9 protein-coding genes are annotated in these 13,383 nt (G+C 70.2%); 2 read left to right on the top strand and 7 right to left on the bottom strand.

Annotation, left to right across the window (positions count from 1 at the left end; all coding sequences use genetic code 11):
* Positions 1-9 precede the first annotated feature (9 nt).
* Positions 10-1,230 carry a hypothetical protein gene (locus SY2F82_RS05210; protein ID WP_200417698.1) on the top strand — a complete coding sequence of 407 codons (1,221 nt, stop codon included), beginning with the start codon at positions 10-12 and terminating at the stop codon, positions 1,228-1,230.
* A 50-nt stretch (positions 1,231-1,280) separates the two neighbouring features.
* Here SY2F82_RS05210 and SY2F82_RS05205 read toward each other — a convergent pair whose 3' ends face one another.
* From SY2F82_RS05205 to SY2F82_RS05175, 7 genes are all read right to left on the bottom strand, one after another.
* Complete coding sequence (locus SY2F82_RS05205) at positions 1,281-4,181, bottom strand: glycoside hydrolase family 3 protein (protein ID WP_200417697.1); 2,901 nt, start codon at positions 4,179-4,181, stop codon at positions 1,281-1,283.
* An 81-nt stretch (positions 4,182-4,262) separates the two neighbouring features.
* Complete coding sequence (locus SY2F82_RS05200; protein WP_200417696.1) at positions 4,263-5,273, bottom strand: LacI family DNA-binding transcriptional regulator; 1,011 nt, start codon at positions 5,271-5,273, stop codon at positions 4,263-4,265.
* A gap of 31 nt (positions 5,274-5,304) precedes the next feature.
* Positions 5,305-7,563 (bottom strand): alpha-xylosidase, encoded by a 2,259-nt coding sequence (gene yicI / locus SY2F82_RS05195; RefSeq protein ID WP_200417695.1) that lies wholly within the window; start codon positions 7,561-7,563, stop codon positions 5,305-5,307.
* Positions 7,564-7,572: 9 nt separating this feature from the next.
* Positions 7,573-8,430, bottom strand: a complete 858-nt coding sequence (locus tag SY2F82_RS05190; RefSeq protein WP_200417694.1) for a carbohydrate ABC transporter permease — start codon at positions 8,428-8,430, stop codon at positions 7,573-7,575.
* Entirely contained in the window at positions 8,427-9,395 is a 969-nt protein-coding gene (locus SY2F82_RS05185) for a carbohydrate ABC transporter permease (protein WP_200417693.1), read from the bottom strand. The genes SY2F82_RS05190 and SY2F82_RS05185 overlap by 4 nt, the downstream gene beginning before the upstream one ends.
* Positions 9,392-10,687: an ABC transporter substrate-binding protein gene (locus SY2F82_RS05180; RefSeq protein ID WP_200417692.1), complete on the bottom strand. Its 1,296-nt coding sequence runs from the start codon at positions 10,685-10,687 to the stop codon at positions 9,392-9,394. Before SY2F82_RS05180 ends, SY2F82_RS05185 begins: the two co-directional genes overlap by 4 nt.
* Positions 10,688-10,805: 118 nt before the next feature.
* Entirely contained in the window at positions 10,806-12,116 is a 1,311-nt protein-coding gene (locus SY2F82_RS05175) for an MFS transporter (protein WP_200417691.1), read from the bottom strand.
* An 84-nt stretch (positions 12,117-12,200) separates the two neighbouring features.
* On the opposite strand from SY2F82_RS05175, the gene SY2F82_RS05170 reads away from it, so the two are divergent.
* On the top strand, positions 12,201-13,169 hold the full coding sequence (locus SY2F82_RS05170; protein WP_200417690.1) for a LysR family transcriptional regulator: 969 nt from the start codon (positions 12,201-12,203) through the stop codon (positions 13,167-13,169).
* Positions 13,170-13,383: the final 214 nt, after the last annotated feature.

Raw genomic sequence — 13,383 nt, 5'->3', positions numbered from 1 at the left:
GCGCATCCCATGGCCAAGCCCGGCTACGGCAAGCGGTCCGCGCCCGACCAGTTGCCGTCCCGAGCCGGGGACTTCGATCACCTCCCGGCCCGTGAGGCGTACCTCGCGAGTCTCCTCGACCGGCTCCCCGTGAACGCGGCCATGGACGCCAAGACCATCGCCAAGTCTCAGCCCCTCTACGGGCAACAGGCCGTCCGATCCGCGCTCAACGAGCTCAGCAAGGCCGGGCACCTGCGCCGCGTGCGCCGTCGGGTCGAGCCCGGCGGCGAAGGGGACGCCGCCACCGGCACACGCTGGGTCTTCCACACCTACTGGTCACGCACCGCACGTGACGACGCATGGTGGGCCCGGTTCCTCGACGGTGACCCGGTGCCCCAGAGGACCCCCGAACCCGGGGTCACCCCCACTGCAACACTCCAGCCGGAACTGTCGCACCCGCAGACGGTGGGTCGGCCCAGCGCCGCCTACGCCGCTCTCGCCGGACTCGGTCTCCGCGACCCCCGCCTCGCCCTGTCCTCCGGCGACTGCTCCGACCTGGAACAGTTGGCCGAGGACTGGCTGGCTCGCGGCACGACCCCGGAGTACCTCGCGCAGGTCCTGCTCGCTGGCCTGCCCGAGCAGGTGTACTCACCCCGGGCGTTCGTCCAGCGCAGACTGATCGACAAGATGCCGCCCGAGCGCCCCACCACACCGTCCCGCACGCCCCGCACCCTCATGGAGTGCACCGACTGCGGTGTCCCCGGCCGCCCGGAGGCCCTGCTCGGCGGTCTCTGCCGCGCCTGCCGTGGCGGGGACGGCAGTGCGCATGCGATCCCGCTCGTGGATATGCCGTTGTCGGCCCAGGAGCCAGGTCATACGGTCAGCGGCATGACCTTACGTCTTCGCATGCGACAAGCCCTCCCGGAAGCGATGCGCGCCCGCGACAAAGTCGCGGTGAGTGCCCTGCGCGCCACGCTCGCCGCGTTGGACAATGCCGAGGCGGTGCCGGTGGGCGAAGCCGAGCTGCGCGGCACAGCCCTTGAGGAGTCGCCGGTCGGCGTCGGCGTCGCGGAGGCACAGCGCCGTGAGCTGAGCGAGCGCAGCGTGGCGGACATCGTGCGGGCCGAGGCAACCGAGCGACTGGAGGCCGCGGACCAGTTGACCGCTCCTGGGCATGCCGACCGAGCCGCGCAGCTGAGAGCGGAGGCCGCTGTGCTGCTCCGGTTCCTCGAGGATCCGGGCGCCGGGTGAACCGGTGTGCCGCGTACCGGCTCGGGTGAGCCGGTACGCGGTCCGGTGCGTCAGCGGAGCGTGAACGTCGAAAGCCGAAGCCCCTTGCTCAGCACCAGGTACACATCCGCACGGCCGCTCGCTCCTGTCAGCGCAGCCGTCACCGTGGCGTACGTGTAGGGCGACGACGTCCCGTCGACGTGTGCCGTGCCCAGCAGTCGGCCCGTCGGTGAGCCCAGCCGGACCTCCAGTGTTCCGGCCGCGCCCGCCAGCCGCGCCGTCAGCGTCGAAGCTCCCGACCCCAGCCGCGTGTCCGTGAACTTCAGCCACGCCCCGTCCGCCGTGGCCGACACCGCCGTCCCGCTCGCCTTCGACTCGTCGACCAGGCTGACCGCGCTGTAGTCGTCGAAGTTCTCCGCCCGCGTCACCCCTGAGAGGTCCCGGAGCGGGATCGTCTCCCCTCGTACCTTCAGTGACGTTCGTGTGCGGATGTCCGTCGACGACGCGCCGATCATCACGTCGTACGTCCCCGTCTCCACGACCCACTTCGAGCGCGTGACGTCCCAGTGCGCCAGGTCCGAATCCCGCAGTTTCAGACGCACCGTCTTCGTCTCGCCCGGCTTCAGCGACACCCGTTCGTACGCCTTCAGCTGCTTCAGCGGCTGCTTGTCGCGGGATTCCCTCTGGTGGACGTACAGCTGGACCACCTCGTCACCGGCCCGGCGGCCCGTGTTGGTGACCGTCACCTCGTAGCCGTCCAAGACCCGCTTCAGCCCGCCGTAGCGGAACGTCGTGTACGACAGTCCGTAGCCGAAGGGGTAGAGCGGCTGCCCCTTGTAGTACAGGTACGTCCGGTTCGACTTGATGATGTCGTAGTCCAGGATCGAGGGCAGGTCGGACTCCGAGCGGTACCACGTCTGGGTCAGGCGGCCGGCCGGGTTGGCGTCGCCGTACAGCAGGTCGGCCAGCGCGTTGCCCGTCTCCTGGCCGGCGTGCGTGGTCCACAGCAGGGCCGGGACCTCCTTCTGCAGCGCGCCCAGCGTGGTGGGGTAGCTGTTCTCGACCACGACCACCGTCTTCGGGTTGGCCTTGCGGACCGCCTCGACCAGCGCCTCCTGCGACGGGGCCAGGCCCATGTCCGTACGGTCGTGCGCCTCACGCCCGTTGATCGCCGGCATCGAGCCGACCACCACCACGGCCGTGTCCTTGCCCTTCACCGCGGCGACCGCCTCGTCGACGCCGCTGCGGACCACGTCCTTCGCGTAGTGCGCGGCCTTGTCCTTGGCCACCAGGCCGAGCGTGCCGTCGGCGTCCACCGGGCCCAGGTACACCGGGTTCGACCACCACGACTCGCCGGTCTCGTAGCCCGCGTACCGCAGGAGATACGTCCCGTCGTCCTGCCGCTCCAGCTTGAACTGCTGCTGCACATACCAGCCGTTCGGCTGCGTCTGGTCGTTGACGAAGTTCGACCAGTTGTAGCCGACGTACTTCCCGTTCGCGGCCGAACGGAGGGTGACGACGCCCGAGCCCCAGTCGAACACGTCGAACTGCGCACCGGCGCCGTTCTCCGTCGTCTCCTTCAGCGGCGCTCCCGCATCCCCCGTACCGGCGGTCACGTATTTACCGGTCGCCGTGTCCTTGAGCGCGATCCGGTCCACGCCCTCGCTGCCCGCCACGGACGCGCCGAGCTTGGCCTCGATGCCGTCCTTCGGCGTCACCGCGTACGGCAGACTGCCCGAGTACCAGTCCGTGTAGAGCGTGTCGGCGAGCGGGCCGACCACCGCCGCGCTCCCCGACTTCCTCAGCGGCAGCGCGCCGTCGTTCTTCAGCAGCACCGCCGCCTCGGTCGCCGCCTTGCGCGCCAGCGCCCGGTGGGCCGGGCTGTCGATGACGGACGCGTCGATGGAGCCGTACTTGCCGCCGCCCGGGTCGAACTCGCCGAGCCGGACACGGATGCTCAGGACATGGCGTGCGGCGGTGTCGACGTCCGACTCCTTCAACACGCCGGAGGACAGGGCCGACTTGATCGCCGCCGTCGTCGGCCCCGAGTCCGTGTCGTTGTCGGTGAAGCTGTCGATGCCCGCCTTCAGCGCCGCCGCGTCCGCCTCGGTCCGGGTGCCGTAGTACTTCTGGCTGCCGACGAGGTTGCCGGGCGCGTAGGCGTCCGTGACGTTCAGCAGGTCCTGCGAGGTCCACGTGCGCACGGGGTCGTTCAGGGCCGGGTTCACCGTGTTGGGGCGGCCGTTGACGAGGTTGTACGAGGACATGACGCCCGTCGCCGCGTCCGCCTCGATCGCCGGCTTGAACGCCTGCTCGTCGTACTCCTTCAGCACGCGCGGGCGAAGTTCGGAGGACGTGGTGTCGCGGTGCTCCTCGTTGTTGTTGGCGAGGAAGTGCTTGATCGTGGGTGCTGTCTTCAGGTGGTTCGGGTCGCCGCCCGTCAGGCCCGTGCCGTAGGCCGTGGAGATCGAGCCGGTGAGGTACGGGTCCTCGGAGTAGCCCTCCTCGTTGCGGCCCCAGCGCGGGTCCCGCAGCAGGTTGGCCACGGGCGCCCACAGGTTGAGGCCCCAGCCGGCCGGGCGCTGCTGCTGGAAGCCGCGGGCCTCGTCGCCGACCGCCGAGCCGACCTGGCGGATCAGCGACGGGTCCCAGGTGGAGGCGAGCCCGATCGCCTGGGGGAAGACCGTCGTCCTGCCGAGCCAGGCCACGCCGTGGAGGGCCTCGGTGCCGGTGCGGAAGGACTGGATGCCGAGGCGGGGGATCGCGGGTTCGTACTGGTGGAGGAGGGAGATCTTCTCGTCGAGGGTGAGGCGGGAGAGGAGGTCGTCCACGCGCTTCTCGACCGGGAGGTTCGGATTGCGGAAGGGGTGGGCGGGGTCGTCGGCCTGGGCGGGGACGGTGGCGCCGAGCCCCGCGATCAGGGCGAGCGCCACGGCCAGGGTGGTTCTGCGTCTTCCTCGCGTGCCTTGCATGCCACGGCTCCTTCGGTCAGGGCCTTGCAACGGGACGAATACGGTCGACTCGGGGCTTCGCGGCTTCGCGCGTTCCGGGATTCAGGGTGCTGAGCGCGGTGCGGTGCTCGCGCGGAGCGTGAGGTGCGGGACGAGCAGGGTGGCTTCCGGAACGGCCGACCCGCCCAGCTTCTTCATCAGCAGCTCCACCGCCCGCTCACCCACCTCGGCGGACGGGACGGCGACGGACGTGACCGGCACCCGGGCGCCGGCGGCCTGCTCCTCCGGGCAGATCGCGGTGACGGAGAGATCGCCGGGTACGCGCAGGCCGAGCGACTCGAAGGCGTCGATCAGCGGCTCGAGCACCGCCTCGTTGTGCACGACCACCCCCGTCAGCGCGGGTTGCTCGCGCAGCAGCCGCTCGGCTACCCCGCGCGCGGCGGCCGGCACGGCCTCGCAGGGGTGCACCGACGACACCAGCCGGTGCCGGTCGGCCGCCGCAGTGAACCCCTGCACCACCCGCTGCGCGAACCCGGTCCCCCGCACGTACACCTCCGGCGGCGACCCGACCAGCGCGACCACCCGGTGCCCGAGTCCCGCCAGGTGCTCCACGCACAGTTCGCCCGCCGCCATGAAGTCGAGGTCGATGCAGGTCAGCCCCTGTGCGGAGGCAGGGAACCCGATCAGTACGGACGGCCGGTCCAGGGCCCGCAGCAGCGGCAGCCGCGGATCGTGCAACTGGACGTCCATCACGATCAGCGCGTCCACCAGCGCCGTGTCCGCCACGCGCCGCAGCCCGTCCTCGCCCTCCTCCTGGGTGAGCAGCAGCACGTCGTGGTCGTGCCGGCGCGCGGCCGTGACGACGGACACCGCGAACTGCATGACCACCGGGACGTTGATCCCGGAGCGCAGCGGCATCACCAGCGCCAGCACGTTGGACCGGCTGCTGGCCAGCGCGCGGGCGCCGGCGTGCGGTCGGTAGCCCAGCTCGCGGATGGCCTCCTCGATGCGCAGCCGGGTCTCCTCGGAGATGGGGCGCTTGCCGCTGAGGGCGTAGGAGACGGTGCTGGGGGAGACCCCCGCGTGCCGGGCCACGTCCGTGATCTTCACCATGTCAGTCCAGCTCCTGTGGGGGGAGGAACCATCACTCCGACTCCAGCTCCAGCGAGAGGAACCCGGTGCCCGCCGCCGCACGGGCGGTCCGCTTCCCGCTCGCCAGGGCCCAGGGCGTCCGGGGATCACTGCAGGAGGCCCGCAGCGTCTTCCCCTCGCGTACGACGGTGAAGGTCACGTCCCCGACCGGCACCGTCACCTGCGCGCCCTGCTCCAGCCGGAACGCGCGCAGGGTGACCCCGTCGGCGTACGGATAGTCGGGGCGGTCCTCCACCGCGCCGACCGGGATCACCGCACCCGGCCTGACCAGCAGCGGAACGCTGGAGAACCCGTGCCGCTCCCGCACCCAGCGCGGCCCGGTCACCGTCCTCCCGGTCAGGTAGTCGGTCCACGTGCCCTCGGGCACGTAGTAGGAGACGTCCCCCTCGTCGCTGAAGACCGGCGCGACCAGCAGGTCCGGGCCGAGCATGTACTGCCGTTCCAGGTGCGCGCAGCCGGGGTCGTCCGGGAACTCCAGCACCATCGCCCGCATCACCGGCACGCCTTCGGCTTGGGCGGTGCGCGCGGCCTCGTACAGATACGGCATCAGGCGCAGCTTGAGCCGGGTGAAGTGCCGCAGCACGTCCACGGACTCCTCGTCGAACAGCCACGGCACCCGGTAGGAGGAACTGCCGTGCAGCCGGCTGTGCGAGGACAGCAGCCCGAAGGCCAGCCACCGCTTGAACAGCGCCGGGGTCGGCGTGCCCTCGAAGCCGCCGATGTCATGGCTCCAGAACCCGAAGCCCGACAGACCGAGGCTGAGCCCGCCGCGCAGCGACTCGGCCATCGACTCGTACGTGGCCTCGCAGTCGCCGCCCCAGTGCACGGGGAACTTCTGGCTGCCCGCGGTCGCCGAGCGGGCGAAGACCACGGCCTCCTGCTCACCGCGGTGCTTGCGCAGCACCTCGAAGACGGTCCGGTTGTAGAGGTACGTGTAGTAGTTGTGCATCCGCTCCGGGTCCGAGCCGTCCGCGTAGGCCACGTCGACCGGGATGCGCTCCCCGAAGTCGGTCTTGAAGCAGTCGACGCCCTGGGCGAGCAGCGCCTCCAGCTTGGCGGCGTACCAGTCGCGGGCGTCCGGGCTGGTGAAGTCGACCAGCGCCATCCCGGGCTGCCACAGGTCCCACTGCCACACGCTGCCGTCCGGCTTCTTCAGCAGATGGCCCAGGGCCTTGCCCTCCGCGAAGAGGGGGGAGCGCTGCGCGATGTAGGGGTTGATCCACACGCACACCCGCAGCCCGCGCTCCTTCAGGCGGGACAGCATGCCCTCCGGGTCGGGGAAGACCCGCGGGTCCCACTGGAAGTCGCACCAGTTGAACTCGCGCATCCAGAAGCAGTCGAAGTGGAAGACCGACAGCGGCAGTTCGCGTTCCTTCATGCCGTCGATGAAGGAGGTGACGGTGTCCTCGTCGTAGGAGGTGGTGAAGGAGGTCGACAGCCACAGGCCGAACGACCAGGCGGGCGGCAGGGCCGGGCGGCCGGTGAGGGCGGTGTACTTGCGCAGGATGTCCTTCGGGGTCGGCCCGTAGATGACGTAGTACGTCAACTGCTGGCTCTCCACGCTGAACTGGACCCGTGACACCGCCTCCGAGCCGACCTCGAAGGACACCTTGCCCGGGTGGTCGACGAAGACGCCGAAGCCCGCGTCCGTCAGGAAGAACGGGACGTTCTTGTAGGCCTGTTCGGTGGCGGTGCCGCCGTCCGCGTTCCAGATGTCGACGACCTGGCCGTTCTTCACCAGCGGCCCGAAGCGTTCACCGAGGCCGTAGACCGACGTGCCGACCCCGAGGCCCAGCTGTTCGCGCAGGTAGTGGGCGCCGGAGGCGTCGCGCATGATGCCCATGTTCTTGGGGCCGCTGGTGGTGAGGGTGCGGCCGTGGGCGAGGAAGTCGACGTGCCAGGGGCCGGTGCGGGCGACCCGGACGGACAGGGCACCCGCGGTGAGAGTGGCGGTCTCCTCGTCGTACTCGGCGTGCGGCACGAAGTCCTCGTCATGCCGGATCTCGAACCTCGGCCCCCGGGGCTGCTCGCCCTCGAAGTGCGTGAAGGTGAGGCCGATGACGTCCGGCATCGGCGCGTGCGCGCTGATCGTCACGACCGGTCCCTTCAGCAGGTCGCCGCGGTGGCGGATGGGCTGGGTCGGGGCGTGGATCTCCAGGGCTCCCGGGGGCGTGGTCACGTCCAGGACCTGCACCGGGTGGGCTGCGGTGACGCCTTCGCGCAGCAGCCAGTAGCCGTCGGTGAACTTCAAGCGTGCCCCCTACTTGACGGCACCCACGGCGATGCCGCGGGTGAGAGTCCGCTGGAAGACGAGGAAGAAGACGATGGCGGGCAACACGCCCAACAGGGCGGCCGCGTTGGTCATCGTGGCGTCCATCAGGCGCTGGCCCTGCAGGACGCCGAGCGCCACCGACACCGTCTGGTTGTCGTTGGAGATCAGCATGACCAGGGGCAGCAGGAACTCGTTCCACGTCCAGATGAAGAAGAAGACGAGCAGCACCCCGATCGTGGGCCGGCTCACCGGGACCACGATCCGCCACAGCACCTGCCACTTGTTCGCCCCGTCGATCCGGGCGGCCTCGATGATCTCGCGCGGGAACTGCCCGAGGACCGAGGAGAGCAGATAGGTGCCGAAGGCGGCCTGGATCACCGTGAAGACGATGATCACGCTCAGCCGGGTGTCGTAGAGGCCGGCCTGCTTGCTCAGGTAGTACAGCGGGTAGACCAGCGCCTCCTGCGGCAGCACGTTGGCGAGCACGAAGAAGGCCAGCACCCAGGTGCGTCCCTTGATGCGGCCGATGCCGATCGCGTACGCGTTCAGCACGGACAGGACCGCCGCCAGGACGGCCACCGAGCCGCTGATGAGGACGGAGTTGAGGAGCTTCCGGCCGTAGTCGACGCGCTCCCAGAAGTCCTTCAGACCGTCCAGGTACAGGCCCTTCGGCAGGCTCAGCGGGCCGTGCTGGGAGTACTCGGCGGGGGACTTCACGGCGTTGACGGCGACGATCAGGAACGGCAGCACCATGAACAGGGCCGCGATGCACAGGGCGACGAGGACGGGGTAGCGGCTGAGGGCCGTGCGGGGCCGCGTGCGGACCTCGGTGCGTACGGCGGTCATGCGCGGGCCCCTTCCTCGGCGTCCTCGGCGCGGGTCTGGAGCTTCAGGCCCACCATGGCGAGGAGCAGGATGATCACGGTGAGGACGGTGGAGATCGCGGCGCCGTACCCGGCCTGCGTCTTCTCGAAGAAGGTGGTGAAGGAGAAGTAGGACGGGACGTCGGTCGCCCCGCCGGGGCCGCCCTTCGTCAGCACGTACACCGCCCCGAACACCTTCAGCGCCGCGACCGTGCACCAGGTGAGCACCACATAGATCTCCGGCCTGATCTGCGGCAGTGTGATGTGCCAGAAGCGGCGCCACCAGCCGGCGCCGTCCAGTTCGGCCGCCTCGTACAACTGCGGGTCGACGCGCTGGAGCCCCGCCATGAAGACCACCAGCGGGAAACCGAGCTGCACCCACACCATCACCCCCATGACGCTGTAGAGGGCGATGTCCGGGTCGCCGAGCCAGTCCTGCTGCCAGGAGCCGAGACCGACCGCCTTCAGCAGCGCGTTCAGGGAGCCGTTGTCGGGGGCGAGGATCCAGCTCCAGACGATGCCCGCCACCGCGATCGGCAGTACCTGCGGTAGGTAGAAGCAGGCGCGCAGCACGGCGGCCGGCTTGCTGCCGAAGTGCTTGCCGATGTAGTCGAACAGCGCGGCCGCGAGGACCAGTCCGATCATCGTCGGGACGACCGCCATGGCGACGACCATGAACAGGCTGTGCCGGAACGACGCCCAGAACTCGCTGTCGTCCAGCAGTCGGCGGTAGTTGTCGAGCCCGGTCCACTTCGGCGAGCCGATGCCGCTCCACTCGGTGAAGCTGACGCCCGTGTTCATCAGGAACGGGACGATGATCACGGCGAGGAAGGCGAGCACGCCGGGGAGCAGGAAGAGCGCGTAGGAGGTCTGGGAGCGGGGGCGGCGGGGGCCGGTGTGCGGGCGCTCGCCGACGGCCTGCGCGCCCCGTTCGACGGTGATCGTCATTGCTTCGGCGCGCCCTGGTCGTACGCCTTCTGCAGCGCGCTGAGATAGGCGTCCGGCTGCTCGCTGCCCGTGATCAGCTTCTGCGTCTCGGAGACGAGGGTGTCGTAGAAGCCGGGGACGGGCCAGTCGGGGTAGAAGGCGAGGCCGTCGCGCTGGGAGAGCGTGTTGAAGTTCGCGATGAGGGTCTTGGACTGCGGGTCGGTGATGGCGTTCGGGTCGGCCGCGAGCGGGACGCCGCCCTTGTTGCCCAGCAGGTTCTGGATCTTCGGCGACATGGTGATGTCGATGAAGTCGTAGGCGAGGTCCTTGTTCTTGGCGCCCTTGGGCACGACCCAGAGGTTGCCGCCGGACCCGAGGGTGAGGTTGGAGCCGGGCCAGAGCATGGTGCCCCAGTCGAACTTGTTCTCCGTCTTGAAGCGGCCGTACCACCAGCTTCCGCTGAACAGGATCGGGTTCTTGCCCTGGATGAAGGCGACACCCGCGTCCTCGGCCTTGGTACCGCTGGACGTCTTGCTGATGTAGCCCTTCTTCACCCAGTCGGCGAAGGTGGTCGCGCCGTACGTCCAGGCCGCGTCGTGGAAGTCGGTCTTGCCCTTGTACAGCTCGTAACTGTCGACCCAGGAGCGGTCGGCCTTCGACAGCGCGAGTTGGTAGAGGTACTGCTGGGCCATGTACTCGGCGCCGGAGTTGGCGAGCGGGGTGATGCCCTTGGCGACGAACTTGTCCATCGCGGCGGTCAGGTCGTCGAACGTCTTCGGCTCGGCGATCCCGTACTTCTTGAGCAGGTCCTTGTTGTAGAAGACCATGGTGTACTCGGCGTAATTGGGCACTCCGTACCATTTGCCGGAGCCCATGACGCCGTTGGCGTCGTACTGGCTCGTGGTCTTCACGCCCGCGCTGAGCTTCTTGTCCCAGCCGCGCTTGGTGACCTCGGCGGTCAGATCGGTGAGAAGTCCCTGCTTGGACAGCAGGCCCGCCGTCGCGTTGCCCTTGTTGTACTCCATGATGTCGGGTGCGTCGGAGGAGTTGAGCACCATGGGCGCGGTCTTCTGGATCTGCTCGAAGCCCTTCTCCTCGAACTTCACCTTCACACCCGGGTGCTTGGCCTCGAACTCCTTGATGGCCTCGTTCCAGGCGGCGCCCATCGCGCTGTCCGGGCCCTCGTAGTGCCACAGTTTCAGCGTCTTGCCGTCGGAAGAGCCGCTGTCCGAGCCACCGCAGGAGGCCAGGAGCAGGGATCCGGACAGGACCACCGCAGCCGCCGCCACCACACGCCGTCGTGCTGTCAACATCCAGTGCCTCCGGGGAGTCGGATGGGTATCGGAGCCTCACACAGGGTTCATCGAAGCGTTTCGACGAGGGATGTCGAAGCGCTTCGACGGGGGAAGCTATGTGGGCGTCGGGAGCGCGTCAATGGGGGGCGCACGAATCGGTGCGGATTCCTTCGACCGCCCTCTGTCCGAGGGCGATCGCCAGGGCGAGGCCCGAGGCGGTCGTGGGGAGGGCGAAACCGGCGGTCGGAGACAGGTGTTCCACCGCCCAGCCGCCGATGGCGGAACCGCAGGCCACGCCCCCGAGCAGAGCCGTCACGGCGAGGGTCATGCCCTCGTTCGAACGGCCCTCGGGGGTGCGCCGCTGGACCAGCACCATCGCCGTGACCATCGTCGGGGCGGTGGCCATGCCCGCGAGCAGCAGGGCGGGCGCGAGGGCGACGAGGGAATCGGTGGTGCGCGCCGCGAGCAGGGGCAGGGTCATGAGGGCCGTCATCGCCGCGAGGCACCACGCGTAGCGGCGGTCGGCGGGACCGGCGGGCCGCAGCGCGCCGTAGAGCAGTCCGGCGGCGCACGAACCGGCGGCCTGCAGGGCGAGGACCGGGCCGGCAGCCGCCTTGTGACCCTGTGCGTCCGCGAACGCCACCGTGACGACCTCCATCGCGCCGAAGACCGCGCCGGTGGCCAGCAGGCCGAGCAGGAGCGGGGGCATGCCGGGGGCGCGCAGCGGGGGCCGGGTGCCCGGGCGGCGGCTCGGCGGCGGTTCAGTGGCGCGCCGGCTGGTGAAGATCAACATGCCGGTGAGCAGCAGGAAGACGCCGGCCAGAGTGCCGGCCTCCGGGAAGAGCCGGGTGCAGAGGAAGGCGGCGAGCACCGGGCCGAGCAGGTAGCACAGCTCGTCGGCGGCCTGTTCGAACGAGTTCGCCGTGTGCAGGGCGTCCGGGGCGTTCCGGAACAGGTGGGCCCAGCGGGCGCGGGACAGGCCGCCGATGTTCGGGGTGGTGGCGGTGGCCGCCTGGGCGGCGAGCAGGGTCCAGTCGGGGGCGTCGTAGTGCACGCACAGGACCAGTGCGAGGCTCCCGAGCAGCGCGAACAGCGTGGCGGGCAGGGCGACCCGGGCCTGGCCGTGACGGTCGACGAGGCGTGCCACCCAGGGCGCGACCGCGGCCGTGGCCACGAGGCCGGTGGCGGTGACCGCACCGGCGAGGGCGTACGAGCCCCGCGAGCCGGCGATCATGATGACCGAGCTCACGCTGAACATGCCGATGGGGAGCCGGGCGATGAGGTTCCCGATCGTGAAGGCGCGGGTGCCGGGGTGGGTGAACAGCCGGCGGTAGGGGTTGCGCGGGGCGGGTGCCCGGCCGGCGGTGCGCGGGGTGAAGTCGGCGGCGACCAGGGTGTCCTGGGTGACGGTGAGCAGGGGCGGTCTGCGGGAGGAGGGCTGCGGCATGCAGGGAAGCGTCGCCCGGCCCGTGACCTGCGGTCCAACACTTACTCCGTGGCGATTGACGCACCCGGGTTGTAAGTTCGCCGGATGCCCGCTGCCGCCGTCGACCCCCGCCTGCTCCGCGCGTTCCTCGCCGTCGCGGAGGAACTGCACTTCACCCGCGCCGCGACCCGCCTGTACGTCGCCCAGCAGGCGTTGAGCCGGGACATCCGCAGGCTGGAGCGGGAGTTGGGCACCGAACTGTTCGTGCGTACGACACGGCAGGTCACGCTGACCCCCGACGGCGAGCGCCTGCTGCCGTACGCGCGCCGGGTGCTGGACGCGCAGGACGACCTCCTCGCCGCCTTCGGGCAGGCACGGCCGCTGCTGGTGGACCTGAACTCCCCGGGGCTGGTCACCGGGCGCCGGGTGCTGCACCGGGCCCGTGCGCTCGTCCCCGACCTGGAGTTGATGGCCCGCTACGAGAGCGGTCTCACGCATGCCGCGGCCGAAGTGTTGGCGGGCCGGCTGGACGCGTCGTTCGGCCGGTTCGCGGGCCTTCCCCCGGCGCTGCGGGCCGGGCTCGACCAGCAGCCCGTGCGGTACGAGCCGATGGCGGTCGTCCTGCCCGAGGACCACCGTCTGGTGTCGCTGGAGGCGGTGCCGCTGGCCGCGCTTGCCGGGGAGACGGTGTACGCGGGCGCCGGGAACCCGCGCACGCCGGAGTGGACCGACCTCGCGCACCGCCTGTTCGACGGGCGGGACATCCGGGTCGCGCCTCCGATCCCGCTGGCCGTCGGGGACGAGGAGTTCCAGCGGATCATGGCGAGGACGGGCCATCCGATTCTCGCCGTGGTGGACTTCCCCGCGCTGCCCGGGACGGTGCGGCGTCCGCTCGTCGATCCCGTACCGCTCTCGCCCGTCTCGCTGGTGTGGCGACAAGGGCTGACACATCCGGGGCTCGATGCGCTTCGACAGGCCTCGGCCGAGGTCGCCGCCGCGGAGGGATGGCTGCGGCGGCCCATGGATGGATGGATTCCAGCCAATGACGCGGAGGCCATGAGTACCCGGAATTAGCGCATCGGAACCACACATCCCCCACATGCGCTACATTCATGGCCCGGGCAAGGACTTGGTAAAGGGGGCGCTCGGACCAGGTCGGGGGCCTGGTCCGGTCGACGGGGGCCCGGGTCGTGGGCGCGCCCGGAACTGTCCCGTGGGGGGATGTGCGCGCGTGGAAAAGTGGCGGGAAGGCGCCCAACCGGAATGGCCCGATGCCGCATCGGCGACC

Source organism: Streptomyces sp. Y2F8-2 (genome assembly GCF_014905555.1).
GTDB lineage: Bacteria > Actinomycetota > Actinomycetes > Streptomycetales > Streptomycetaceae > Streptomyces > Streptomyces cynarae.
The sequence above is the reverse complement of the archived record's forward strand: the minus strand, read 5'-3'. Positions and strand labels throughout refer to the sequence as shown.